The sequence below is a fragment of the Ruegeria sp. G2 genome, from assembly GCF_056533505.1.
In genome coordinates, this window is sequence record NZ_JBQFON010000010.1 from 134,113 (window position 1) to 157,962 (window position 23,850).

24 protein-coding genes are annotated in these 23,850 nt (G+C 56.6%); 15 read left to right on the forward strand and 9 right to left on the reverse strand.

Features of this window, described 5'->3' with window-relative positions:
• Positions 1-68 precede the first annotated feature (68 nt).
• Positions 69-854: a 23S rRNA (adenine(2030)-N(6))-methyltransferase RlmJ gene (locus ACR0DU_RS17600; RefSeq protein WP_480876251.1), complete on the forward strand. Its 786-nt coding sequence runs from the start codon at positions 69-71 to the stop codon at positions 852-854.
• 167 nt (positions 855-1,021) lie between these two features.
• Here the strand turns inward: ACR0DU_RS17600 and ACR0DU_RS17605 are convergent, their stop codons facing one another.
• The gene (locus tag ACR0DU_RS17605) at positions 1,022-2,590 is read right to left on the reverse strand and encodes a 2-isopropylmalate synthase (RefSeq protein WP_480876253.1); all 1,569 of its coding nucleotides are present in this window, start codon (positions 2,588-2,590) and stop codon (positions 1,022-1,024) included.
• 276 nt (positions 2,591-2,866) lie between these two features.
• Between ACR0DU_RS17605 and ACR0DU_RS17610 the strand changes: the two genes are divergently transcribed.
• The gene (locus tag ACR0DU_RS17610; RefSeq protein ID WP_480876255.1) at positions 2,867-3,532 is read left to right on the forward strand and encodes an SDR family NAD(P)-dependent oxidoreductase; all 666 of its coding nucleotides are present in this window, start codon (positions 2,867-2,869) and stop codon (positions 3,530-3,532) included.
• Positions 3,533-3,539: 7 nt separating this feature from the next.
• Here the strand turns inward: ACR0DU_RS17610 and ACR0DU_RS17615 are convergent, their stop codons facing one another.
• Positions 3,540-5,030, reverse strand: a complete 1,491-nt coding sequence (locus tag ACR0DU_RS17615) for an MORN repeat-containing protein (RefSeq protein WP_480876257.1) — start codon at positions 5,028-5,030, stop codon at positions 3,540-3,542.
• Positions 5,031-5,177: 147 nt separating this feature from the next.
• Here ACR0DU_RS17615 and ACR0DU_RS17620 point away from each other — a divergent pair, with 147 nt between their 5' ends.
• The 3 genes from ACR0DU_RS17620 to ACR0DU_RS17630 all read left to right on the forward strand — a co-directional run bounded on the left by ACR0DU_RS17620 (position 5,178) and on the right by ACR0DU_RS17630 (position 8,874).
• Positions 5,178-6,836, forward strand: coding sequence for an NAD+ synthase (locus ACR0DU_RS17620; RefSeq protein WP_480876259.1), 1,659 nt, complete (start codon positions 5,178-5,180; stop codon positions 6,834-6,836).
• 249 nt (positions 6,837-7,085) lie between these two features.
• Positions 7,086-7,394, forward strand: coding sequence for a hypothetical protein (locus ACR0DU_RS17625; protein WP_480876261.1), 309 nt, complete (start codon positions 7,086-7,088; stop codon positions 7,392-7,394).
• A 148-nt stretch (positions 7,395-7,542) separates the two neighbouring features.
• The gene (locus tag ACR0DU_RS17630; protein WP_480876263.1) at positions 7,543-8,874 is read left to right on the forward strand and encodes an NAD(P)/FAD-dependent oxidoreductase; all 1,332 of its coding nucleotides are present in this window, start codon (positions 7,543-7,545) and stop codon (positions 8,872-8,874) included.
• A gap of 3 nt (positions 8,875-8,877) precedes the next feature.
• Here the strand turns inward: ACR0DU_RS17630 and ACR0DU_RS17635 are convergent, their stop codons facing one another.
• On the reverse strand, positions 8,878-9,810 hold the full coding sequence (locus ACR0DU_RS17635) for an MBL fold metallo-hydrolase (protein ID WP_480607601.1): 933 nt from the start codon (positions 9,808-9,810) through the stop codon (positions 8,878-8,880).
• A gap of 140 nt (positions 9,811-9,950) precedes the next feature.
• Between ACR0DU_RS17635 and ACR0DU_RS17640 the strand changes: the two genes are divergently transcribed.
• Together ACR0DU_RS17640 and gltX are read left to right on the forward strand one after the other, a co-directional pair.
• A complete protein-coding gene (locus tag ACR0DU_RS17640; protein WP_480876265.1) occupies positions 9,951-10,361 on the forward strand; it encodes a DUF1801 domain-containing protein in 411 nt (136 codons plus the stop codon).
• Between the two features lie 60 nt (positions 10,362-10,421).
• Positions 10,422-11,747, forward strand: coding sequence for a glutamate--tRNA ligase (gene gltX / locus ACR0DU_RS17645; RefSeq protein WP_480876266.1), 1,326 nt, complete (start codon positions 10,422-10,424; stop codon positions 11,745-11,747).
• Between the two features lie 15 nt (positions 11,748-11,762).
• On the opposite strand, the gene ACR0DU_RS17650 is transcribed toward gltX, so the two are convergent.
• Positions 11,763-12,374, reverse strand: a complete 612-nt coding sequence (locus tag ACR0DU_RS17650) for a gamma-glutamylcyclotransferase family protein (protein WP_480876268.1) — start codon at positions 12,372-12,374, stop codon at positions 11,763-11,765.
• Positions 12,375-12,468: 94 nt separating this feature from the next.
• Here ACR0DU_RS17650 and ACR0DU_RS17655 point away from each other — a divergent pair, with 94 nt between their 5' ends.
• A complete protein-coding gene (locus ACR0DU_RS17655) occupies positions 12,469-12,915 on the forward strand; it encodes an RrF2 family transcriptional regulator (protein ID WP_010442480.1) in 447 nt (148 codons plus the stop codon).
• Positions 12,916-12,917: 2 nt separating this feature from the next.
• Here ACR0DU_RS17655 and ACR0DU_RS17660 read toward each other — a convergent pair whose 3' ends face one another.
• Both ACR0DU_RS17660 and ACR0DU_RS17665 read right to left on the reverse strand, forming a co-directional pair.
• Positions 12,918-15,446, reverse strand: a complete 2,529-nt coding sequence (locus tag ACR0DU_RS17660; protein WP_480876269.1) for an ABC transporter permease — start codon at positions 15,444-15,446, stop codon at positions 12,918-12,920.
• Complete coding sequence (locus ACR0DU_RS17665; protein WP_170544437.1) at positions 15,443-16,138, reverse strand: ABC transporter ATP-binding protein; 696 nt, start codon at positions 16,136-16,138, stop codon at positions 15,443-15,445. The genes ACR0DU_RS17660 and ACR0DU_RS17665 overlap by 4 nt, the downstream gene beginning before the upstream one ends.
• Positions 16,139-16,168: 30 nt before the next feature.
• Between ACR0DU_RS17665 and ACR0DU_RS17670 the strand changes: the two genes are divergently transcribed.
• Complete coding sequence (locus ACR0DU_RS17670; protein WP_480876270.1) at positions 16,169-16,828, forward strand: arylesterase; 660 nt, start codon at positions 16,169-16,171, stop codon at positions 16,826-16,828.
• Positions 16,829-16,837: 9 nt separating this feature from the next.
• Positions 16,838-17,452: an SOS response-associated peptidase gene (locus tag ACR0DU_RS17675; protein ID WP_480876272.1), complete on the forward strand. Its 615-nt coding sequence runs from the start codon at positions 16,838-16,840 to the stop codon at positions 17,450-17,452.
• Here the strand turns inward: ACR0DU_RS17675 and ACR0DU_RS17680 are convergent.
• Complete coding sequence (locus ACR0DU_RS17680; RefSeq protein WP_010442475.1) at positions 17,449-18,003, reverse strand: L,D-transpeptidase; 555 nt, start codon at positions 18,001-18,003, stop codon at positions 17,449-17,451. The genes ACR0DU_RS17675 and ACR0DU_RS17680 overlap by 4 nt on opposite strands.
• Before the next feature lie 166 nt (positions 18,004-18,169).
• Positions 18,170-18,376, reverse strand: a complete 207-nt coding sequence (locus ACR0DU_RS17685; RefSeq protein ID WP_010442474.1) for a cold-shock protein — start codon at positions 18,374-18,376, stop codon at positions 18,170-18,172.
• A 327-nt stretch (positions 18,377-18,703) separates the two neighbouring features.
• Here ACR0DU_RS17685 and ACR0DU_RS17690 point away from each other — a divergent pair, with 327 nt between their 5' ends.
• Together ACR0DU_RS17690 and ACR0DU_RS17695 are read left to right on the forward strand one after the other, a co-directional pair.
• The gene (locus tag ACR0DU_RS17690) at positions 18,704-19,231 is read left to right on the forward strand and encodes an REP-associated tyrosine transposase (RefSeq protein WP_480876274.1); all 528 of its coding nucleotides are present in this window, start codon (positions 18,704-18,706) and stop codon (positions 19,229-19,231) included.
• Positions 19,232-19,381: 150 nt separating this feature from the next.
• The gene (locus ACR0DU_RS17695; protein WP_480876275.1) at positions 19,382-20,257 is read left to right on the forward strand and encodes a hypothetical protein; all 876 of its coding nucleotides are present in this window, start codon (positions 19,382-19,384) and stop codon (positions 20,255-20,257) included.
• A gap of 52 nt (positions 20,258-20,309) precedes the next feature.
• Here the strand turns inward: ACR0DU_RS17695 and ettA are convergent, their stop codons facing one another.
• Positions 20,310-21,977, reverse strand: coding sequence for an energy-dependent translational throttle protein EttA (ettA, locus tag ACR0DU_RS17700; protein ID WP_170514038.1), 1,668 nt, complete (start codon positions 21,975-21,977; stop codon positions 20,310-20,312).
• Positions 21,978-22,115: 138 nt separating this feature from the next.
• Here ettA and ACR0DU_RS17705 point away from each other — a divergent pair, with 138 nt between their 5' ends.
• The 3 genes from ACR0DU_RS17705 to ACR0DU_RS17715 all read left to right on the forward strand — a co-directional run bounded on the left by ACR0DU_RS17705 (position 22,116) and on the right by ACR0DU_RS17715 (position 23,833).
• Positions 22,116-22,601, forward strand: coding sequence for an MOSC domain-containing protein (locus ACR0DU_RS17705; protein WP_480876277.1), 486 nt, complete (start codon positions 22,116-22,118; stop codon positions 22,599-22,601).
• Between the two features lie 84 nt (positions 22,602-22,685).
• Complete coding sequence (locus tag ACR0DU_RS17710) at positions 22,686-23,180, forward strand: hypothetical protein (RefSeq protein WP_480876279.1); 495 nt, start codon at positions 22,686-22,688, stop codon at positions 23,178-23,180.
• A 32-nt stretch (positions 23,181-23,212) separates the two neighbouring features.
• Positions 23,213-23,833, forward strand: a complete 621-nt coding sequence (locus ACR0DU_RS17715) for a nicotinate-nucleotide adenylyltransferase (RefSeq protein WP_480876281.1) — start codon at positions 23,213-23,215, stop codon at positions 23,831-23,833.
• Positions 23,834-23,850: the final 17 nt, after the last annotated feature.

A 23,850-nucleotide genomic window follows, 5' to 3' on the forward strand; every position in this document is an offset into this window, starting at 1 on the left:
GGTTAAAGGGCTGATTCCGCGATAGTCAGCACCTTTCCGCCTTATTGGTAGGGACTTTAGAAGGCAAAATGCTCTCATATCAACATATTTACCACGCTGGAAATCTGGCTGATGTACAAAAGCACGCTTTATTGGCGTGGACGCTGCGGTATCTGACCCAAAAGGACAAGCCGATCAGTTATATCGAGACGCATTCGGGGCGTGGTCTGTATGCACTTGACGCGGCTGAAGCAGTCCGGACGGGAGAAGCGGCTGCCGGGATCGCGCGTGCGCAGCGTGAGGGTTGGTTTGATCCTGATCACCCAATGATGCAGGTGCTGGGGGCCATGCAGGCCCGATATGGCACTCCTGCTTATCCCGGTTCCCCATTGATCGCGGCAAATCTGCTCAGAGAACAGGACAGTTTGCACCTTGCCGAGTTGCATCCTCAGGAACATGCGGCACTGGCTACTGCACTGTCGCCGTACAGGGCGAAGGTTTACCGGCAAGACGGGTTCGAACTTGCGCAATCTCTGCTGCCAGCGACGCCCCGGCGAGGGATGATGCTGATCGATCCCAGCTATGAAGTGAAGGCAGACTATGACCGTTTGCCCGGGGTGATCGCGAAATTGCATCGCAAGTGGAATGTGGGGGTGATCGCACTCTGGTATCCAATCCTGACGGATGCGCGCCACAAGGCTATGATTTCATTACTGAAATCCTCCGGATATCCCAAAGCAATTTGCCATGAGGTCATGTTCCCTCCGGCGCGCGAAGGTCATCGTATGGTTGGATCAGGTATGTTCATATTGAATGCACCCTTTGGAATTGAAGGCGAAACGCGCCGCCTTACGGAGATGTTCGCTCAACTCTGAAACGCATGAATTAGACAGGGAAAACACCCGTCCTGTTCGCCTGCATCAAAGATGCTCTCAAACGCGTTGGGCCCGGCAGCGCGCCATAGGCACGCTGCCGGGCCCAAAACCCAAGAAGGGTTGGCGAAGTCGAGCCGCCGCGGGTGCGGGAGCCTTTGACCCTTGGATCAGGTTAAGTCTTTGTAGCTGATTTCGCGTGTATCAGCACCAGGGCCAGCTTTTTCACGACGCATGATCAGGCGATTCAGCGCGTGGATATAAGCTTTGGCCGAGGCAACAACGGTATCCGTATTTGCTGACTGACCGGTGGCAATCATGCCATCCTCTTCCAATCGGACCGAAACCGTGGCTTGCGCGTCTGTACCTTCGGTCACTGCGTGAACCTGATACAACTGCAGATGCGCCTTGTTCGGGTAAATCGCTCGGATTGCTTTGAAAGTCGCGTCCACCGGTCCGTCGCCATGCTCGGTGGCGATAACATCTTTGCCATCGAACTCAAGCTCTACCGTCGATTCAGCCTGACCACCTGTACCACAGGTCACTTTCATTGACACCAATTGCAAACGATCGTCGTCGTCGTCCAGAGACATCAAGGCGATCAGATCGTCGTCAAACACCTCTTTCTTGCGATCTGCAAGATCCTTGAAGCGCACAAATATATCCTTGAGCTGGTTGTCTCCGACCTCAAAGCCCAGCGTCTCAAGCTTGTCGCGCAGTGCAGCCCGGCCCGAGTGCTTGCCCAGCGGCAATGACGTGCCTGAAAGACCAATATCCTCGGGCCGCATGATCTCAAAATTCTCGCGGTTTTTCAGCATTCCGTCTTGGTGAATACCGCTTTCATGGGCGAAAGCATTTTTACCCACAATGGCCTTGTTGAACTGGACAGGAAAGCCCGCCACCGTCGCCACTCTGCGCGAGATATGCATGATCTTGGTGGTGTCAATGCCGGTGTGCCAAGGCATGATGTCATTACGGGTGCGCAACGCCATAACAACTTCTTCCAACGCGGTGTTGCCCGCGCGCTCTCCGAGACCGTTGATGGTGCATTCGATTTGGCGCGCCCCACCCGCGACTGCGGCCAGAGAGTTCGCGGTCGCCATGCCAAGGTCGTTATGGCAATGCGTTGCAAAGACCACCTCATCTGCGCCGGGAACCGTTTCGATCAGGCGCTTGATCAAGTCGGCAGACTCGACCGGGGCGGTGTAGCCGACAGTATCGGGAATGTTGATTGTGGTCGCACCCGCTTTGATCGCAATCTCGATTACGCGGCACAGATAATCCCACTCGGTCCGCGTTGCATCCATCGGCGACCATTGCACGTTTTCGCACAGGTTGCGCGCATGGGTGACCGTTTCGTGGATCTTGTCGGCCATCTCATCCATCGTCAGGTTCGGGATGGTGCGATGCAGCGGCGAGGTGCCGATGAATGTATGAATCCGGTTCTTCTCGGCGTGTTTCACGGCCTCCCAACAGCGGTCTATATCGGCAAAATTGGCGCGGGCCAGACCGCAGATGCGGCTGTTCTTCGACCGTTCGGCGATCTCGGATACTGCCTTGAAGTCGCCTTCCGATGCGATCGGAAATCCTGCTTCAATGATATCGACGCCCATCTCATCCAAAAGCTCGGCAATCTCCAGCTTTTCATCGTGAGTCATAGTCGCGCCCGGGCTTTGCTCGCCATCGCGCAATGTGGTGTCGAAGATCACGACGCGGTCTTGGTCGGTCACGTTTGTCATGGGGTTCTCTTTCTTCTTCTGTCCTAAAGCCTCTTGGCGCGCGGGCGTCCTCCTCTGAGCGGGCGCGCCGGATGGCACGCTCAGAGGCGGATTAGGATCAGTAGACCACGCAGCGATGCACCGCAGGATGCGGCGTCGGCAAAAGCGATATCTGCGCGGTTGATCATGGGCTTCAGCTTATACAGGGCGCATGGCGAATGAAAAGCGGGAAAATGAACCCTAGTTGAAATTGATTGAGCTGTTGAAGGGACTTGGTTTCCTTCTAGCTCTGAAGTCATGGAAACCGCATTAATCATAGGTGCATCTGGTGGAATTGGGCGCGCGCTGAGCGATTTGTTGCAAGCGCGGGGCGTTGAGGTGACGCGATTGTCACGGTCTGTGGATGGGTTTGATCTGACGGACCCTGATGTGGTTGCGCGGATTTTGAATACTCTCTCTGATCCGTTCGATCTGATTATCGTTGCATCTGGCGCGCTTGAGATAAACGGGGCTGAACCTGAGAAGTCGATGCGCGCCGTGTCAGCCCGCGCGATGATGGACCAGTTTGCCCTGAATGCTATTGGCCCTGCATTGGTCCTCAAACAGGCTCACAGGCTGTTACCACGTGACCGGAAGGCAGCCTTCGTTGTGTTGTCGGCGCGCGTCGGGTCAATTGAAGACAATCGACTTGGTGGTTGGGTAAGCTATCGTGCATCGAAGGCTGCGGTGAACCAGATCGTGCATACAGCCGCGACTGAGCTGGCGCGCACGCATAAACAAGCTGCGTGTGTCGTGATGCACCCTGGCACGGTTAAGACTGCATTTACGAAAAAATATCTCGGTCGCCACCCTGCAGTCGAGCCCGAAGAGGCGGCGGAGAATTTGCTTGCCGTTATCTCAGGGCTCTCACCAACCGACACGGGCGGGTTTTTTGACTGGGCTGGCAAGCGCGTACCTTGGTAGGGCTTTTTTAGCCGTCACTCGTATCTGCGTTATCTGTATCGGTCTGAGGTTCTGAAGGTTCGGCCTCTGGTTCTGAATCAGATGTCTCAGCAGGGGTATCTGTTTCACGCGCCAGCGTATCATTTTCCCAGATCCCAGATTCAACTTCACCACCGGCGAAACGCATTGTGCCTTCACCGTGACGCTTATTGTTCAGAAAATTTCCTTCGTAGACGTCGCCTGTTTCATAGGTTGCTATGCCAGCACCGTTGATTTTTCCGTCAGACCATTCGCCCGTATAACTGAAACCGCCGGGGCGAGTGAGCGTTCCTAGTCCGTGGCGTTTGCCATCCTTAAACTCGCCTTCATATATAATACCGTCCGGGAACGTGGCTTTGCCCTTCCCTTGCCGGACACCATCGACCCAATCTCCGTCATAACGATAGCCGTTGGCGAAGGTCAGAACGCCTTTGCCATGACTGCGCGCGTTTTTAAACTGCCCCGAATAGACAGTTCCATTTGGATAGGTCGCTGTTCCGGTGCCTTCAAATACGCCTGCAACCCAGTCGCCGTCATACACAGTGCCGTTTGGATAGGTCGACCGCCCTTTGCCGTGTTGCAGGTCATCCAGAAAGTCACCGACATAAACGGAACCATCCGCATAGGTTACCTCGCCCAATCCCGCGATCTGACCATCTGACCATTCGCCGGTATAGCGAAAGCCGTCCGTGCCGGTAAATGTGCCTTGTCCCTGACGCAGGTCGTCGGCAAAATTACCTTCATAGACCGCGCCACTGGAGTACGTGACTTTGCCTTCGCCCTGACGCCGCCCATTGATCAGCGCGCCTTCGTAGACGTCACCATTGGGGTGTGTGAGCCGACCGGTTCCGGTCATATTGTCATCAAGCCAGTCACCGGTATAGGTCATTCCGCCAGTCAGATTCAGAGTGCCCGTACCAGCACGTTTCCCGGCTTTGACATCGCCATCATAAGTGCTGCCATCAGCGTAGGTGATCTTGGCCTTGCCTTCTTTTTGGCCGTCCAGCCAATCACCATCGTAGATATATCCGTCGGCACTGGTCAGCACGCCCTGACCGTGGCGCTTAGCTTCCTTGAACGTGCCCTCGTACCGCATGCCATTGGTGTACTCGGCAATACCATCGCCATTGATCGCACCTTTGGACCATTCACCTTCATAGGTTTGCCCGTCGGCGTAAACGATCTTTCCGAGTCCTTCAGGTTGGCCTTTTACGAAATCGCCTTCGTAGACCGAACCATTGGCGTATCGTGCCGTACCTTTACCCTGAATCTCTCCTTCGACCCACTCACCGGAATATTCGAATCCGCTGGGCAGTCGATAAGTGCCTGTGCCGTGCCGCAGGCCGTTTTCGAATGTGCCTTCGTAAACACCCCCGACGTCGTCGTCGGCTATGATGATCTGATCATTTTGCTGGGCCGCTGCAATTTGCGTCAGCATGGCTAATGTAGCAGCGGTAAGGGATGTGCGGATCGCGTTCATAATTGTACCTGCCTGCGGCTCTTATGAGATGTTGGCGCAAAACTAGGATACCGCAGGGGGCAGAGCAACGGGTTTTGCCGCATTTGCCTTTCACTCGCGCTGTGATCTGCTAAATCCCTGAGGGACTGACGAGGGCAAGAGGGCAAAATGGCCGACCGTTTCCGCATCACTCTGGCGCAACTGAACCCAACCGTTGGGGATATCGAAGGGAATGCCGCGAAGGCTGCTGCGGCCTGGCAGCAAGGGCGCGCGGCGCAGGCTGATCTGGTGGCGCTGCCTGAGATGTTCATCACCGGTTACAATACTCAGGACCTGGTGATGAAGCCTGTGTTTCATCGTGCGGCGATGCAAGCTGTGCACGCGCTGGCGGAAGACTGCGCCGAAGGCCCTGCGCTGGCAATCGGAGGCCCTTGGGTCGAGGATGACAAGCTTTATAACGCGTATCTGATCCTCAAAGGTGGGAAGATCGTAAGCAAGGTTCTCAAGCATCACTTGCCAAACGAAACCGTCTTTGACGAGGTTCGGCTCTATGACGCAGGTCCAATGGGTGGGCCCTATGCGGTCGGTAACGTTCGGGTGGGGAGTCCGATTTGCGAGGATGGCTGGCACGAGGATGTCGCAGAAACACTCGAGGAAACCGGGGCTGAGTTCCTGTTAATCCCCAATGGGTCGCCCTATTTCCGAGACAAATACGACATCCGGCTGAACCATATGGTGGCGCGTACAGTCGAGACAAGCTTGCCAGTGATCTATCTGAACATGGTCGGCGGGCAGGATGATCAGGTTTTTGATGGTGCCACTTTTGGTCTGAACCCCGGCGGAGAGCTTGCATTCCGTATGCCGGTCTTTGATGAAGCGGTGCAAAACATCGATCTGATGCGCACCGACGACGGCTGGCGAATCGATCTTGCAGAGGTGGTGCCGCAGCCAGATGCATGGGAGCAGGACTATCGCGCTATGGTGCAGTCCTTGCGCGACTACATGGCTAAAACCGGCTTTAAAAAGGCGGTGCTTGGCTTGTCGGGGGGTGTTGACTCAGCATTGGTTGCGACGATTGCGGTAGATGCCATCGGGGCGAATAATGTGCGCTGCGTTATGTTGCCATCAGAATATACCAGCCAAAGCTCTCTGGATGATGCCGAAGCCGTCGCCAAGGCGTTGGGTGTTCACTATGATTTCGTGCCGATTTCCGAAGGCCGGACCGCGGTGACCAACACGCTTGCGCCGCTGTTTGCCGGGCGCGATGAGGATTTGACCGAAGAAAACGTTCAGTCGCGCCTGCGTGGTTTGCTGTTGATGGCGATCTCGAACAAGTTTGGCGAGATGCTGCTGACGACCGGCAACAAGTCCGAGGTCGCGGTAGGATATGCTACTATTTATGGCGACATGAACGGGGGCTACAATCCGATCAAGGACCTGTACAAAACCCGCGTGTTTGAGACCTGTCGCTGGCGCAATGCCAATCACCGCGATTGGATGATGGGCCCCGAAGGAGAGGTCATCCGTCCCTCGGTCATCGATAAGCCACCGAGCGCTGAATTGCGTGAAGATCAGAAAGACAGCGACAGTCTGCCGGATTACCCAGTTCTGGACGCCATTCTTGATATATTGGTGGATCAGGATGGCTCGATCGCCGATTGCGTAGCGGCGGGTTTTGATGAAGGCGACGCGCGGCGCGTTGAGCACCTGATTTACATCAGTGAGTACAAGCGCTTTCAGTCGGCGCCGGGCACCCGGCTGACCCCGCGGGCCTTCTGGTTGGATCGTCGTTACCCGATTGTAAATCGCTGGCGCGATCAGGATTAAGAGCCGGATCAGTTTCTATCGCTATGATTGTTTCCAATTCGTCGGCAGTTGGCTTAAGTTATAATAATTGTCCATACATGACAACTGGTTATGGCGATCTGGCGCACGTTCGGCTTGTAATGGGGTCCTTTTTTTGCCACATTTATGTCAGGGGTTCGCCTTGTGTGGGGCGAATGTGACGTAATCCGGTAAGCCGCTCTGCTATTTCAGAAACTGCGACCGTGATTGTTGATCTGAGTTGGGGCATCCGTGTTTTTGGGTGTCGGTAAAGGTGATGGTGGTCAAATGACGAATGAATATGACAAATCGCTTCATGCTCCATTGCAATGGAAAACAATGGAGTCTGAGCCGCGCAAGCTGGATGAAGAAACGCTTGATGCTTCGATCGCAGAAATTCTGAACAAAGAGGATCTTGCGCCGCCGCCGGTTACAGACAATGAGCCGACGCGACCGGAATTTCCATCCTTGAAGTCGCAAGAAGTTCTTGCTGCAAAGCCTGTTACTGGCCGCAAATCTTTTCTGCGCCAAACATGGGCGCAACTGTCCGGCGCTGCCTGATTTAGAACAGCCAGTGCCGCGCGGTGCGTAATGTTCTGGCTGATAGGCAACAGGTTGTTGCCTTCAGTTGACCTACCTCCGTTTCTCATTGCCAGAAAACGCGTTCTCGGGCTGGATACCGCTTCGATAAACAACTTCCGAGCGGTTGATGCCAGGTCCTTCTCCGACTCCCGTCGAATCTGATATTACCCTTCCTAAATCAGTGGATGTCGTCGTTATAGGTGGCGGAATAATTGGTGTCTCGACCGCTCTGGAGTTGGCTGAGCGTGGCATTTCCGTCCTGTTGTGCGAAAAGGGCCGGATCGCCGGTGAACAGAGTTCGCGTAACTGGGGTTGGGTCCGGCTTGGGATGCGCGACCCACGTGAGATCTCATTGATGCAGGAAGCTCTGCGCATCTGGCGTGGGTTGGATGAACGCTTTGGGGGGAGCACGGGCTATGTTCAGTCGGGGATCGTATTTGGCGCATCGGGCACGCGCGACGTCGGTAACCTGACGCGGTGGTTGGAGCATGTTGAAGGGCGGCAGACGGGTGCCCGTATGGTATCGCACACTGAGTTGGCCTCACTATTTCCAAACTCCACCATGAAACCGCAGACTGGGCTCTACATGCCGCAAGACGGACGGGCTGAGCCGCAATGGGCGGCCCCCGCCATGGCCGAGGCGGCCCGCAATTGTGGAGCCGCGATCATGACACAATGCGCAGTGCGCAGCGTCGATCTCGAGGCAGGTCGGATTGCAGGTGTCTTCACCGAACGTGGGCGAGTTCGTTGCAGTCAGGTGGTGTTGGCGGGTGGGGCATGGTCGCGTCTTTTTGCGGGGAACGCAGGTATCGCTCTGCCCCAACTCAAGGTGTTGAATACAGTCATGCGGACCTCACCGGTAGAATCCGGGCCGGAGGTATCGCTTTGGAGTGATGATTTCGCCATTCGCAAACGCGCGGATGGGGGCTACACGATAGCGTCGGGGCACGAGAATACCGTGGATATCGTTCCTGACAGTTTTCGACTCGGCCTTCAGTTCTTGCCAGCGTTTCGGCAAGAGTGGCGTTCCTTGCGGTTTCGCCTGTCGCGCCGCTGGATGGTCGAGGCAAAAGAGGACAGAACTTGGCTGCCCACCGATGTGACGCCGTTTGAGCACTGCCGGGTGCTGGATCCCGAGCCCTCTCGAAAAGTGTTGCGACAGGCCTGGTCCAACGCTTGCAAAGCGATGCCAATACTTGAGGAGGCAGAGATCGTCCAAAGCTGGGCCGGGCTGATCGATGTGACCCCGGATGCGATTCCAGTTATCTCAAAGGTAGACGAATTCCCGGGTTTGCATATCGCAACCGGGTTTTCCGGCCATGGTTTTGGGATTGGGCCAGGCGCAGGTCGGCTGATGGCGGATATTGTCACCGATAGCACGCCCTGCGTTGATCCAGCCGCCTTTCGCCTGTCCCGTTTCACGGATGGTTCAAAAGTACGGCCAGATCCTGGTTATTAGGCCCTAGCCCATCATTTGATAGCTGACCGGTACGAACCGGAACCCCTCGCCGCGTGTTTCAACGTACCCGGCAGCTGGGAAAGGCATGTGATAGCCGATCATGGGTATTTTATCTGCGGCCAGCATACCCAGCACATTCCGACGCGACGCGGTAGCCGCTGCAGCGTCCATATCGAAGCTAAAGGGCCATTCCGGGCGCGCAAATGACCAGACGTAGTGATTTGCCAGATCGGCCGTCAGAACCAATCGTTGTCCATTGCTTTCCAGATGATAAACCGTGTGACCAGGCGTATGTCCGTGAGCCGCCATCGCTGTTATTCCCGAAGTGACCTCTCCACCATCGTCAAGGAACGTCATCTTTTCGGCTTGGGGTGTGACCTTCGCTGCAACCATATCTCCGACGCGGTTGCCCGCATCCATCGCAGACCAGAAATTATATTCCGGCGCGGCGGTTACAAATCGGGCGTTCGCAAATGTCGGAGCGTCATTCGTTGTCATGCCTCCGATATGGTCGGGGTGCATGTGCGTGATCACGACCACATCAATTTGGTCAGGTGAGACTTCTACGTCAGCCAGCGCGGCTTGGATACCGCCTTGACCCAAGCCTGTGTCGAACAACACCAGTTCAGAGCCGGTATGGACCAGTGTCGGAGTAAAGAAGAATTGCGCAACATCAGTTGGAATGAAGTTTTCCGCAGAGATTGCTGCAAATTCGTCGTCAGATACTTCAGCTGCGAATAGTGCCTTTGGCTCATCACGTGGCACGCTGCCGTCGAGCAGGGTGGTAACTGTGAAATCGCCCAACTGGAATGATTTTGCGATGGTCGAATTTGCTTTGCTCGGCTTACCAGCTGCGAAAGCCGGCATCGCGGCAGAGGCAAAAGGCAATGCGGCAGCGGCACTCAGAGCAGCCCTGCGAGTCAATTTGATCGTCATATCTAAGTCTCCCTGTCAGAACGCCAGTAGTAGAAATAGGTCAGAGCGTTTCTCTTGCCAGTTATAGACCCAATACATGGGCTGCATGGATGAAAATTACGTGTTAATTTTTGTTCATGCCGCGATCTGAGAACAAAACAATGCCCACCGGGCAAAATATTGCTGAATTTCTGGCGACCGTTCAGCCGCTGCGTAAGGCGGACGAGGCGCAAGTGCTGGACAGGCTCTTTCAGGATACCACCGGGTTTGCCCCAGTGATGTGGGGTCCGTCGATCATTGGCTATGGCCGATATCACTATCGCTATGCTTCCGGGCGGGAAGGCGATTTTTTGGCGACCGGGTTCTCTCCGCGCAAGGCTGCGCATTCCATCTACATCATGCCGGGTTATGCTGATTTCGGAAATATCCTGTCTCGACTGGGTAAACACAAGCTGGGGAAATCCTGCCTCTACGCGAACAAGTTGTCAGACATCGATCTCGACGTGCTTCGTGAGCTCATCAAGGCTGGGCTCGAACATCTGGATGGTATGTGGCCGGTAGAGCCGACCTGAAAGCCTCTTCTGGACAAAAACGCGCCCATGTGACATGAGCCGCGCCAACAGGAGACTTCCATGACCACGACCCGTTTCGCCCCGTCGCCCACCGGTTACATCCATGTGGGCAACCTGCGCACCGCCCTGATGAATTATCTGATCGCCCGCAAAGCAGGCGGTACGTTCATCCTGCGTATCGATGACACCGATCCCGAGCGGTCGAAGGAAGAATATGTCGATGCGATCAAACAAGATCTGGAGTGGCTTGGCCTGCATTGGGACCGGGTCGAGCGTCAGTCGGAACGGCTGGACCGTTATGCCGAGGCTGCGGACAAGCTGCGCGCGATGGGTCGGTTCTATGAGGCGTTTGAAACGCCAACCGAACTTGACCTCAAGCGCAAGAAACAACTGAACATGGGCAAGCCGCCGGTCTACGACCGTGCCGCGCTGAACCTCAGCGATACCGAGAAAGAGGCGCTGCGCGCCGAGCGCGGCAATGGCGTCTGGCGGTTCAAACTGAACCACGAGCGTATCGAATGGAACGATGGCATTTTGGGCGACATCTCGATCGATGCCGCCTCGGTATCCGACCCGGTGCTGATCCGGGGTGATGGTCAGGTTCTCTATACGATTGCGTCCGTGGTCGATGATACCGAGATGGGCGTGACCGACGTGGTGCGTGGTTCGGACCATGTCACCAACACAGCGACGCAGATTCAGATCATCGAAGCATTGGGCGGCACTTGCCCACGCTTTGCGCATCACTCTCTGTTGACAGGCCCGCAGGGCGAGGCCCTATCTAAACGACTTGGCACACTGGCCTTGCGTGATCTGCGAGAGCAGGGCGTCCAACCAATGGCGCTGCTGAGCCTGATGGCGCGTCTGGGTTCCTCCGATCCGGTTGAGCTGCGTGCTGAGATGTCCGAGCTGATCGACGGGTTCGACATCAACCGTTTTGGCGCGGCACCAACCAAGTTCGACCTGCAGGACCTGTTCCCGCTGACGGCGAAGCACCTGCAATCGCTGCCTCTGGCCGAAGTTGCGGATGCCGTTGCAGAGGCGGGTGTTCCGGATGAACTGGCAGAACCATTCTGGACCATGGCGCGTGAAAACATCACCACCTTGAGCGATCTCAATGGCTGGTGGGATCTTTGCCGCGATGGGGCCGAACCTCTGATCGCAGATGAAGATCGTGAATTCATAGCAGAGGCGGTGGCCCTGCTGCCCGAAGGTCCGTTCGACGCGGATACCTGGGGGAATTGGACCAAGGCGGTGAAAGAGGCCACGGGCCGTAAGGGCAAAGGCCTGTTCATGCCGCTGCGCAAAGCGCTGACCGGAATGGAGCGCGGGCCAGAGATGGCGACCTTGCTGCCGCTGCTTCAGGTGATCCGCGCGCGCGGGTAATCCGCAGAGAGTATCTTAAAACACGAAGGAGGCAGGCAGTTCGCCTGCCTTTCTTTGTTCTCCGGTCTGCAATACGCGGGCCGATAGGCGCTGCAGACGGTCGTCCACGAATTCCGTCTCGGTGGGCTTTAGTTGCTGACGACGCGGATATCGCGGTTCGGCACGATCATTCAAAATCGGCGCGTCCCAGCCATCGGTTGTGGCAAAGAAGCGATCAGCGCCGTCTGATCCAAATGCCCTCAGGTACCCCTGCACCACGACATCGATATAGCTCAGCAGCAGCGGATGGTGGTTGCTGGGCGCTGTATGGCGGTCATGGGGCACGGCGTAGACGGCGATTTCTGCCTCTTGCGTCAGCGTATGGGTGACTGATCGCGTGGCAGGCACGCGTTCATAGGCCCATTCCCGTTCATCCAGCGCGGCCCAGTCGTTTTTGGGCACGTGAGCGATCATGCCGTCGATCTCGGATGCGGGATCCGGCACAGCGGTCAGAAAGGCGACCGGGCGCAGATCGGTGTGCCGCCACGCCCTCCGCCAGCCCTTCAGACGCGCTGGGCGCGGGTCGGGAAAATCGTGCGTCGACAGGTTCACGAGGCTGCCATAGCCGAAGAAATAGGGGTCTGCCATGCGGGTCGTGTCCTTCTTTGACGATTGATGTATGTCAAACAGTCTTTTTACAGAACATGCAATAAGGCTTCATCTTGAGATTCGGGAGGCCCTCATGCGGATTACCAAACGGACGAATATCGCGGTGCGCGTATTGATGTATTGTGCCGCGCATCAGGATCGGCTGGTTACTAAGGCTGAAATTGCAGAAGTCTGCAACATCTCCGAGAACCATCTGGCGCAGGTGATCAACCAGCTTAGCCAGTTGGATTATCTCAGTACCCAACGTGGCCGCAATGGCGGCATGACGCTGGCCCGCTCGGCAGATCAGATCCGGGTCGGGTCTGTGTTCCGCCATGTTGAAGGTGGATTGCCGATTGCCGAGTGTTTTGCGGATGCAGACAATACATGCCCGCTGACCGATGCCTGCCGCTTGCGATTGGCGCTGCAGGATGCGGCTGAGGTGTTTTATGCGTCCTTAGACGAAATCACGCTTGATGCGTTGGTTTGTGACAACGACCAGTTGCTGAAGATACTACAGCCCGTCGCGTGCGTGCGTTGAACTTAGTCACTGGCGCGAAGAATGCGCGCCGGACGCACTGAAAGCGGGCGCAGCGCAAAGAGCATCCCCGCGCCAAGCGTTACCGCGACGCCCGCGATAACGATCCCGAGCGCGGATGACCAGATAATCGCGAAATCTGTATCGAAGATATATGTGGCCACGGCCCAGCCGCCCAAAATACCGGTCAACAGGGCGACACATCCGGCAGCGGCTCCCAACAGAATAGCTCGCAAGGCAAAACTGCGCAGGATGCGGCCCCGGTCCGCGCCCAGAGTTTTGAGGATCGCCGCTTCATATCTGCGCGCTGGCTCTCCTGCGGCGGCAGCACCGATCAACACCAGAAAACCGGTCAGCAGGGACACGCCTGCGCCATACGAGGTAGCTGCTGCCAGGCCCGCCAGCAAACCAGAGACCCGGTCGATGGCATCGCGGACGCGGACCGCCGTGATGTTAGGATATTGCCCCGCCAGATCGCGCAGGATGGCGGCTTCGGCCTGCTCTTCGGCATAAACCGTTGCGATGAAGCTATGCGGCGCGCCCGCCAGCGCGGAGGGATTCATCGACATGACAAATCCCATTCCAGCGGTCGAAAAATCAACTTCGCGTAATGAGGTCAGTTCAGCAGTGATATCGCGGCCAAGGATATTGACCGTGAGTTCATCCCCAAGTTTAAGCCCCATCTCAGCAGCCTCTTCGGCGGCAAAGCTGACTTGTGGAGGGCCGCTGTAATCCTCTGGCCACCAAACTCCGTCTGTCACACGGGCATTCTTCGGCGGCTGGGCGGAGTAGGTTACACCCCGGTCACCTTCCAGAACCCAGTGATCGCCTGCAATCTCTCGCGCGGGTTGTGCATTGATCTTGGTAATGATCCCGCGCAGCATTGGAGCGCTTTCTACCCGACTGACGGCGGGGTCAGAGTCGAGACGTTCGCTGAACCCGAGCATCTGATCCTTCTGGATATCGACGAAGAAATATGAGGGTGCCACTTCTGGCAGGTTCCCCGAGATCGCATTGCGCAGGGTGCCGTCGATTTGTCCCACCGCTGCAAGGACCGACAGGCCGAGCCCAAGGGACAGAACCACCGACGCTGCCCCTTCGCGCAGGTCAGAAATGGCGGACAAGGCCCACCGCAGGGCAGGGCGGCCTCTGGCCCAAGGGGCGCCCGCGCGGGCCAATTTGCGAATGGCAAAGGCAGAAAGGGCCAGCAAAGTAAGCGCCCCGGCCAACCCCGCGCTGGTCCAGAGGGTCAATCGGGTTGAACCACTGAACCATGCAGCGGCTCCGATCAGTGCGGCCAAGCCAATAGCGGTCGCAACGACATAGATCAGGCGCGGGAAACTGCGCGCCGATGTTAGCGCATCCCGAAACAAGGTTGCTGCGCGCACCTCCTCGGTTCTGGCCAGCGGCCAGAGTGTGAACAGGAACGCGGTCAGCACACCATAAAGTGCGGCCTCGAACAGTGGCTGCGGATAAAGCGAGAAGACTGCGGGGATTGGCAATTGCGTTTCGATTACGGGGGCCAGTAGCAGCGGCAGCACCCCGCCCAGGACCAAGCCCATGATAATACCGATGCTCGACAGAACGGCGATCTGAATCATATAGGTCTGAAAGATTGTCGCCCGATCAGCGCCCAACGTGCGCAATGTCGCAATCGTCTCCGTCTTTTGGGAAAGATAGGCTCGCACGGCAGCAGACACCCCGATCCCGCCAACGGCCAATCCCGACAGGCCCACCAGAACCAGAAACGCGCTGAGGCGGCCTACGAATTCAGATATTCCCGGCGCACCGTTGCGAGCGTCGGTCCAGCGCATGCCGGTCCCCTCGAAGGCCTGCTTCGCTTCCAGCGACAGCGCATCCAATTCGGCAGCCTGAGGCAGGTCCAACCTGTACTTAGTTGAAAACAAAGTGCCCGGCGCCAACAGGCCCGAAGACTGCAGATCTTTTGTCCGGACCAATGTGCGCGGCCCAAGCGAGAACCCATCAGCTGCGCCGTCAGGTTCGTGCTCTAACGAGGCCATCAGAACAAATCTCTGCGTGCCAAGTTCAAACTGCTCGCCAACCATCAGGTTTAGGCGGTCAATCAGAGAGGGGGCCATGACTGCACCAGGCAGCCCATCGGCACCTGCAAAGGCATCGGTCAGAGTAAGTTCAGGTTCAAGGATCGCCGAACCTAACAGCGGATAAGCGTCATCCACAGCCTTAACCTGGGTCAGCCCACGTTGCGTGTTCGTCCCGTTTCCCGTTACGGCCATAGACCGAAAATCAACAACCTCTGAAACCGCATGTGCGGTTTTTTCCATCCACGCGCGTTCCTGATCATTGGCAAAGCGATAGGTGAATTCCAGTTGCGCATCCCCGCCCAATAGCGATGCGCCCTCTTGCTGAAGGCCGGTCTGGATTGCTTGGCGGACCATGCCGACCGCGGCAATCGCTGCAACGCCCAAGGCCAGACAAGCCAGAAACACCCGAAATCCACGCAGCCCACCGCGGAGTTCGCGCCGTGCCAGTCGTCCTGCCAGACGCAGGCTCATTCGGCCGCCTCGCGCTGCGACTCTTCAGCGATGCGTCCATCCCGCAACCGCACGACGCGGTCGCATTTCTGCGCCAGCGTGTGGCTATGCGTGACCAGAACCAGCGTGGCACCATGCCGGTCGCGTAGACCGAACAACAGATCTATAATCGCCGCACCGTTGGCTTCGTCCAGATTTCCTGTGGGTTCGTCTGCCAGCAAAATCTTAGGGCGTGGGGCCGACGCGCGGGCCAGCGCCACACGTTGCTGCTCGCCACCTGACAATTGCGCCGGGTAGTGATCGCTTCGATGTGACAGCCCCACAGCCTCTAGCTCGGCCTCAGCGCGCTTGAAAGCATCCTTGTGCCCTGCAAGTTCGAGCGGGGTGGCGACGTTCTCAAGTGCGGTCATCGTCGGGATCAGGTGAAAATTCTGAAACACCACACCCATTGATTCACGACGAAACCGGGCAAGTGCATCCTCACTCATTTCCGTCAGATCATGGCCCAATACCGTGACGCGGCCGTCGGTCGCCTGTTCCAACCCGCCCATCAGCATTAGCAGTGAGGATTTCCCTGAACCGGAAGGGCCGACCAACCCCAGCGTCTCGCCCTGTTTCACAGACAGAGAGATGTCGTGCAGAATATCCACCCTTCCGGCATTGCCATCCAGCGATAATGCGGCATCTTGGAGCGTAAGAACAGGTGTCGTCATTGATCAGGCCATCGAGAGGGGTACAGTCCATTGGGATATGGCGTGAAACAGAAGCTACACAAGGGTTTGATCTCAGGCGCGTTCATCTGTTGCGGAATTGCAGCGATGGCAGAGCCAGTTGTGATTGCTGCGCTCGGAGATTCCCTAACACAAGGATATGGGCTGCCGGAACAAGACGGGTTCGTGCCGCAACTGCAGCGTTGGCTTCAGGAAGAAGGTGCGGAGGTTCGGTTGATCAACGCCGGTGTTTCCGGGGATACGACCGCAGGGGGCGCCGCCCGAGTTGACTGGACCCTGACACCAGAGGTCGACGGCATGATTGTTGCACTTGGCGGCAATGATCTGTTGCGTGGCATCGATCCGAGCGTTGCCCGATCAAACCTCGAGACAATACTGCGTGCTGCAGAGACCGCGGATGTCGAGGTACTAATAATTGGAATGCAGGCGCCTGGTAATTACGGAGCCGATTACAAGCAGAGTTTCGACGCCATGTATCCAGAGCTGGCAGAGCAATATGATGCACTTTATGCGGAAAGCTTTTTTGACGGGCTCACAACCAAAGGCGATCCGGCGGCCGCGCGCCAGTTCATGCAATCTGATGGTATCCATCCAAGTGCCCAAGGCGTCGCGCTGATCGTTGATACGCTGGGCCCCTTTGTCTTGGCGCTTGCGGAGCGCGTTGCCGAATAGGAGTACGCGATGCCCGGCCGGTTTTTCCTCACACGACCCATTGGCGAGATCGCGAGGTTGCTGAATGTGAAAGACAGTCTTGGGCCTCAGCCAGCACGCAGAAACATTCAGCCGGGTCAAGAAGTGGTCGTACTGACTGGTGATGGGTTAAAGGCCATGCGATGGGGGATTATCCCGGTCGGCAGGGTCAATGCGCGTGGACGACCGGTGATGGAGACCATCGTAAACGCGCGCTCCGAGACGGTTTTTGACAAGAGCGCCTTCGAAGGGGTCGGTCGCGCCATAATCCCGGTGGATGGCTGGTACGAATGGACCGGTGAGAAGCGACGCAAAACGGCCTGGCGGATTGCCGCCAAAGACGGGGCTCTACTGCTATTTGCTGCGATCACCGACACTTGGGAAGCCCCGGGTGGGCTACGCGTGGATCAGGTTGCAGCGGTGACATGCGAACCCAATGCTGATGTAAAGCCGATCCATCACCGAATGGGAGTGCTGCTAGAGGCGCGGGACGTTCAGCGCTGGTTGCATGGGTCTGAAGACGAGGCGCAGAGTTTGGCGCGCCCTTGGCCCGAAGGTCGGTTGATGATCGAAGAAGCTGACGACGTCGATTGGTCAGGGGCTTAGACCACTGTGACCACCGTGCCGATAGGAACTCTGTTATACAGATCGATCACATGCTCATTCAGCATCCGAATGCATCCATTTGACACTGCATGACCGATGGTCTGCGGCTGCGTTGTGCCGTGAATGCGGAAATACGTGTCCACCCCGTTCTGAAACAGATACAGCGCGCGCGCACCCAGAGGATTGTCTCCGCCGCCGGGCTGGACATAATCATTGTCTTTGAACTTGGCATAGGTGACAGGGTCCCGCTCAATCATCTCTTCGGTGGGTCGCCAGGTCGGCCATTCTTTCTTGACGTCTATGGTGGCCGATCCGGTGAACTCCAGTCCGGCTTTGCCGACGCCGCAGCCATAGCGGATCGCTTTGCGCGGCTCGGTTACATAATAAAGGTAAAAGGATCGCGGCGCGACCAGCAGCTGACCGGGCTGAAATTGCTTTTTGATGCGCACGAATTGCGGCGTCGGATCATACTCGACCGCTTTCTTGGCGCTGGCAACACCCGGCAACAGGCTGGCAGCAGTACCGGCCAGAAAAACACGGCGTGTGAACATGGTGACATCCCTCAAATGACCAAAGAAATCATAACGCTAGTTTTGGAATGATAGCCGATTTGGTCAATCACCGGGGAAGGATAACCCGATTGTGATGTATTCCCTTTGCCACACACTCAATGCGGGCTTATGGGATGGGCGGGAAAAATCCCGCCCTTTTAACGGCTTAGGCCAGTTCGATATTGTCGGCGCTTTCGCGACCATCACGACCAGCGCGCAGCTCGTACGTGACTTTCTGGTTGTCGGCCAGACCGGTGAGGCCCGAACGCTCGACAGCCGAGATGTGTACGAAGATGTCTTTGCCGCCATCTTCGGGTGCGATAAAGCCGTAGCCTTTGGTGGTGTTGAACCATTTTACGGTGCCTGCGGGCATATCCGTTGTCTCCTGTTTGGTGCTGCCCACGGAGTTGCGGCAGCCTGGCGTCGTAGTCTGGATCGAGTGACTGAGCGCCGTAGAAGGAGACAGTGGGTCGAAATAGAAAAACGTAAGCCTCTTGGATATGGCATCGGTCAGGCCGTGTGGCAAGGGCGGATTGTACGGTTTGTACAGGGGTTTGAGGGGCAATCGTCCGACTTGTACAAGAATCCGCCGATGGTTTTGGTTATTAGTTTGCGGAGCTTTGATAAGGCCCAGTTATTTATCTGGCGCGTCGGAGCGGAATTCAGAATCCGTTAACCCTCGTCATGATCAAGTTACAGCATGAGCGATTATCGACGCGTCCGCATTCCCGGAGGCAAGTATTTTTTCACCGTGTCTTTGGCCGACCGGTCGTCGGATTTGCTGGTGCGAGAGGTGGCGCATTTGCGGGCCGCCTTTGCAGTGACCCAGAGGGAGCGGCCGTTCTGGTGCGATGCGTTTGTTGTGTTGCCGGATCATTTGCACGCGGTGTGGACCTTGCCGCCGAGGGATGCGGATTATTCGACGCGGTGGCGGTTAATCAAAAGCCGATATGTGCGAGCCGTCGGAGAATTCGGTCCGCGAAGCGATTCCAAGGTTGTCAAACAGGAGCGCGGGATTTGGCAGCGCAGGTTTTGGGAGCATTGTATCCGCGACGAACGAGATTATCGTAATCATATGGCATATTGTTGGGGCAATCCGGTCAAACATGGGTTGGTGGAGCATCCAACCAATTGGCCGTATTCGTCGATCCATCGTGATATCCGCGCGGGCCGGGTAGATCCGGAGTGGAGCGGCGTTGTCACCGAAGGGGCGTTTGGGGAATCGTAGGATGGGTGATTTCACCCATCAATTTTGTGTTGGGATATTGGAGAATTGAGGAGCGATGGGTGCAAGCACCCATCCTACGCTTGCTCACTTTTTAATGGAAATCGATATGATCGTGTGCAATTTCAGGGCGAATAATTTTTGAGGTAACTAATGACAAAGAAAAATGAAACCACTGGCAAATCAAGCTCGACCGAAGTGAAAGGTGAAGTGCCACCAGTTTGCGGTATCGTTATGCCAATTTCGGAAATTGATGAGTGTTCTGCAGCACATTGGAAAGATGTGCGTTCGATTATTGAGGAAGCCGCGCGGAACGCAGGTTACGAAGCCCGCTTAGTCAGTCAGTCGGACGATGTAGGCGTGATCCAGCAGAGGATTGTTCAAAACCTCTATGATTGCGAAATTGTTGTATGCGATGTGAGCGCAAAGAATGCGAATGTCATGTTCGAATTGGGGCTCAGGCTCGCATTTGATAAGCCGGCAATCGTACTAAAAGACAACAAAACTACATATAGTTTCGATACATCTCCGATTGAACATTTAGAATACCCCAGAGACCTTCGTTATTCAGCAATCCAGCAATTCAAAGTCGACTTGGCGAATAAAATAACGGCTACTGTCAATGCTGCGAAGAAACCCGACTACACGACATTTCTGAAGCATTTTGGTAAGTTCGAAGTTGCGGGTTTAGAGACAAAACAAGTTTCTGAAGTGGAGTATCTGTCAGAAGAGTTGAAGGAAATAAGGCAAGGGCTCAGTGGCGTTAAAGCAGCCGTACGAGATATGAGCAGAAAAATGTTGGCTCCAAGCATTTCCGCAAAAGTAGGTGGATCGACTCCGTCCCGAGCGATAACGAGCGGCCTGTTGCAAGCTCTCGACAATGGCCAACTGCGTCCAAAGGAAATTGAAACAGGTAGTGGTGTCGTCTATGGCCTCCTCGCACCAAAATTCCTTGACGACTACGCATCGACTACTGCATTCGAAAATGCTGTCGATCGCGCTGTAGAAGAACTACAGAGAAGCCTCTAAGCTCACCTTGCAAAGTGGAACGACAATTATTGTGCCGTTCCACTCTTATACGCTACCGCGCAAACTTCTTATGCTTCAACCGTTTGGGCTCCAGCGCATCCGGTCCCAGACGGCGCTTTTTGTCTTCTTCGTAATCCTCGAAGTTGCCCTCAAACCACTCCACATGCGCGTCGCCCTCAAAGGCCAGAATATGCGTGCAAATCCGGTCGAGGAAGAAGCGGTCGTGGGAAATTACAACGGCGCAGCCGGCGAAATCGACCAGCGCGTCTTCCAGCGCGCGCAGGGTTTCGACGTCGAGATCGTTGGTCGGTTCGTCGAGCAGCAGGACGTTGCCGCCCTCTTTCAGCAGGCGGGCCATGTGGACGCGGTTACGTTCACCACCTGACAGCAGCGAGACCTTCTTCTGCTGGTCGCCGCCCTTGAAGTTGAAGGACGAGCAATAGGCGCGGGAATTGACCTGTGCGTCACCCAGTTGGATGATCTCGGCCCCGCCGGTGATCGCCTCCCACACGGTGTCGTTGTCTTTCAGGTCATCGCGGGACTGGTCGACATAGGACAGCTCGACCGTGTCGCCCAGCGTGATGGTGCCGCTGTCGGGTTGTTCCTGACCGGTGAGCATCTTGAACAGGGTCGATTTACCGGCACCGTTGGGGCCGATGACGCCGACGATGCCACCGGGGGGCAGGGCGAAGTCCAGCCCTTCGATCAGTTGCTTGTCGCCCATATGTTTCGACAGCCCCTCGACCTCGATCACCTTGCCGCCAAGGCGCTGGCCGTTGGGGATGACGATCTGGGCGCGGGTCAGCTTTTCGCGTTCAGACTGGTCTGCCAGTTCGTTATAGGCGTTGATCCGGGCCTTGGATTTGGCCTGACGGGCCTTCTGGCCCTGACGCATCCATTCCAACTCGCGCTGCAGGGTCTTCTGCTTGGACTTGTCCTCGCGGGCTTCCTGCTCCAGCCGTTTGGCCTTTTGTTCCAGCCATGCGGAGTAGTTGCCCTCGTAAGGAATGCCGCGACCGCGGTCGAGTTCGAGGATCCATCCCGTAATATCATCCAGGAAATAGCGGTCGTGGGTGACGATCAGGATGGTGCCTTTGTAGTCGATCAGGTGCTGTTGCAGCCAGGCGATGGTCTCGGCGTCCAGGTGGTTGGTCGGTTCATCAAGCAGCAGCATGTCGGGCGCTTCCAGCAGCAGCTTGCACAGCGCCACGCGGCGTTTCTCACCACCCGAGAGGTTGGCGATGTTGGCATCGTCCGGCGGGCAGCGCAGCGCCTCCATCGAGACGTCGATCTGGCTGTCGAGGTCCCAGAGGTTCTCGGCGTCGATGGCGTCTTGCAGGGTGGTCATTTCCTCCATCAGCTCGTCCGAGTAGTTCTCGGCGATCTCCATGGCGATTTCGTTGAAGCGGTCGACCTTGGCCTTTTTCGCGGCCACGCCCAGCATGACGTTTTCGCGCACGGTGAGCGATTCATCCAGCTGCGGTTCTTGCGGCAGATAGCCGACCTTGGCGCCCTCGGCGGCCCAAGCCTCACCGGTGAAATCGGTGTCGAGGCCGGCCATGATCTTCATCAGCGTCGACTTACCCGCGCCGTTGACGCCGACGACGCCGATTTTCACGCCGGGCAGAAAGCTCAGGTGGATGTTTTCAAAGCACTTCTTGCCACCGGGATAGGTCTTTGAGACACCCTGCATGTGGTAGACATATTGATAGGCGGCCATGTCGCGTCCTCTGGGTCGGGGAAATTGAGTTGGGACGCTGGATATCCGAGGCGAGCGGGCGGGGCAAGCTGGTGGTATTGTGATTTTTGTTTGGTCGTTTGGTCCGGTAGGACCCAGACGAAATGGAGTGGTGAGGCTTTGACAGAACTTGCGGAACTGATTGCCGGTTGGGCGCAACCGGGCCGGGTGACATGGATCGGTGTACGTTCTGGCCGCAGAGTAGAAATGGATGGGCGCAACGAGGATTGGATCTCAAACGATGGACTCGACGGTGACCGCGCCCGAGCAGGCAAACGGGCGGTGACGTTGATCCAGCAGGAGCATCTGGCGGCGATTGGGTCTTATCTGGGGCAAGAACCCGTGGCGCCTGAAATCTTGCGGCGTAATCTGGTGGTTTCGGGGATCAATCTGGCGGCGTTCAAGGGGCGGGAAGTGCAGGTGGGGCAAGCCATTTTGCGCTTTAGTGTGATCTGCGCGCCCTGTAGCCGGATGGAAGAGGCGTTGGGCACAGGCGGTTATTCTGCCGTGCGCGGACATGGCGGCTGGTGCGCCGAGGTGGTGCGGCCCGGGCGGGTGGCATTGGGTGATGCGGTTAGGCCGCTGCCGCATGCTCGTGAAGTTTGAAATACTGCACATGCTTAGATCGCAAGTAACATCGGCAATATGTAACCTAGGGCCCATATTCAATTTGAGCTACAAGTAAATTTTATGAAGCCTTTTGTATTGCGAATACTATGCGCTGTAGTTTTTCTGGCTCCCGGGGCGCTATTTGCCCAGACTTTTACTACTGGCAATTCTAAAGGAGTTTGGGGTGTTTTTGAGGATGGTGACTATTGCTGGATGGCTACCAAATTCACCGGTAAACCCACGCGACAGATGTTGCTGATGATCGATACAAATGGTGAACCAGTGGTATTGCTACGTGCAGATGCGGCGGAGCGATTTAGCCAATGGGATGGATTGCTTCTGCGAGCTGGTTCTCAGACCTTTCCGATGGTCCCTGACGACGGATGGGCTTTGGCGGTATCGAAGTCTGATCATAAGAAAATCGTTTCAGCAGTACTGAATTCAGAAAGAGTTTTCTTTGAAGGTACGGCGACCAATTCCAAACGAACACGCAAGTTCGAAGGTTACTTCAAGACAAAACACGCCAGTAAGGCGATTGCCGCAATGAAGAAAAGATGCGTTTGGCGCGCTGATTGACAAGCCGCCTCAGTTCTGAACATCAGCAGTATATGGAACGCTACGACATTCCATATGCGCGGCCCGGGCAGGTCGTGGGGTTGTTCGGGGGGTCGTTTGATCCTCCGCATCCAGGCCATGTGCATGTGACGCGCGAGGCGATGAAGGCGTTCGGACTGGATCGGGTGTGGTGGCTGGTATCTCCGGGAAATCCGTTGAAGGAACGCGGGCCTGCGCCTCTGGCGCGGCGGATGATGGCGGCACGCGCAGTGATGCAGCATCCGCGCGTTGAGCTGACGGATATTGAGGCGCTGACGGGGACGCGGGCGACGGCGGATACGTTGGCGGCGTTACGGCACCTTTATCCTCAAGTGCGGTTCGTTTGGCTGATGGGTGCGGATAATTTGGCACAGTTTCACCGCTGGAAAGACTGGCGGCAGATTATGGACAATGTGCCGGTGGGCGTCGTGGCGCGGCCGGGGGATCGGATCTCGGCCCGGATGTCACCGGCGGCGCGGCTTTATGCCAAATACCGCATAGACGGGCAGGCGCGGCATTTGCTGGGACGGGCGGAGGCTCCGGCCTGGTGTTTTGTGAATGTGCCGATGGTCGATCTCAGCTCGACCGAGTTGCGCAAGCGCGGAGGCTGGAGCGATGAGGTGTTGCCGGAATGACTCCTCTTGGCGCATAA

Excerpts from the sequence above, each read along its gene's own strand:
- ACR0DU_RS17615 (WP_480876257.1), bottom strand. The coding sequence starts at position 5,030 with ATGAACGCGATCCGCACATCCCTTACCGCTGCTACATTAGCCATGCTG.
- ACR0DU_RS17675 (WP_480876272.1), top strand. The coding sequence starts at position 16,838 with ATGCCCGGCCGGTTTTTCCTCACACGACCCATTGGCGAGATCGCGAGG.
- ACR0DU_RS17715 (WP_480876281.1), top strand. The coding sequence starts at position 23,213 with ATGGAACGCTACGACATTCCATATGCGCGGCCCGGGCAGGTCGTGGGG.
- ACR0DU_RS17605 (WP_480876253.1), bottom strand. The coding sequence starts at position 2,590 with ATGACAAACGTGACCGACCAAGACCGCGTCGTGATCTTCGACACCACA.
- ACR0DU_RS17630 (WP_480876263.1), top strand. The coding sequence starts at position 7,543 with ATGCCAGGTCCTTCTCCGACTCCCGTCGAATCTGATATTACCCTTCCT.
- ACR0DU_RS17635 (WP_480607601.1), bottom strand. The coding sequence starts at position 9,810 with ATGACGATCAAATTGACTCGCAGGGCTGCTCTGAGTGCCGCTGCCGCA.
- ACR0DU_RS17690 (WP_480876274.1), top strand. The coding sequence starts at position 18,704 with ATGAGCGATTATCGACGCGTCCGCATTCCCGGAGGCAAGTATTTTTTC.
- ACR0DU_RS17600 (WP_480876251.1), top strand. The coding sequence starts at position 69 with ATGCTCTCATATCAACATATTTACCACGCTGGAAATCTGGCTGATGTA.
- ettA (WP_170514038.1), bottom strand. The coding sequence starts at position 21,977 with ATGGCCGCCTATCAATATGTCTACCACATGCAGGGTGTCTCAAAGACC.
- gltX (WP_480876266.1), top strand. The coding sequence starts at position 10,422 with ATGACCACGACCCGTTTCGCCCCGTCGCCCACCGGTTACATCCATGTG.
- ACR0DU_RS17710 (WP_480876279.1), top strand. The coding sequence starts at position 22,686 with ATGAAGCCTTTTGTATTGCGAATACTATGCGCTGTAGTTTTTCTGGCT.
- ACR0DU_RS17655 (WP_010442480.1), top strand. The coding sequence starts at position 12,469 with ATGCGGATTACCAAACGGACGAATATCGCGGTGCGCGTATTGATGTAT.
- ACR0DU_RS17610 (WP_480876255.1), top strand. The coding sequence starts at position 2,867 with ATGGAAACCGCATTAATCATAGGTGCATCTGGTGGAATTGGGCGCGCG.
- ACR0DU_RS17660 (WP_480876269.1), bottom strand. The coding sequence starts at position 15,446 with ATGAGCCTGCGTCTGGCAGGACGACTGGCACGGCGCGAACTCCGCGGT.
- ACR0DU_RS17685 (WP_010442474.1), bottom strand. The coding sequence starts at position 18,376 with ATGCCCGCAGGCACCGTAAAATGGTTCAACACCACCAAAGGCTACGGC.
- ACR0DU_RS17665 (WP_170544437.1), bottom strand. The coding sequence starts at position 16,138 with ATGACGACACCTGTTCTTACGCTCCAAGATGCCGCATTATCGCTGGAT.
- ACR0DU_RS17680 (WP_010442475.1), bottom strand. The coding sequence starts at position 18,003 with ATGTTCACACGCCGTGTTTTTCTGGCCGGTACTGCTGCCAGCCTGTTG.
- ACR0DU_RS17650 (WP_480876268.1), bottom strand. The coding sequence starts at position 12,374 with ATGGCAGACCCCTATTTCTTCGGCTATGGCAGCCTCGTGAACCTGTCG.
- ACR0DU_RS17640 (WP_480876265.1), top strand. The coding sequence starts at position 9,951 with ATGCCCACCGGGCAAAATATTGCTGAATTTCTGGCGACCGTTCAGCCG.
- ACR0DU_RS17695 (WP_480876275.1), top strand. The coding sequence starts at position 19,382 with ATGACAAAGAAAAATGAAACCACTGGCAAATCAAGCTCGACCGAAGTG.
- ACR0DU_RS17620 (WP_480876259.1), top strand. The coding sequence starts at position 5,178 with ATGGCCGACCGTTTCCGCATCACTCTGGCGCAACTGAACCCAACCGTT.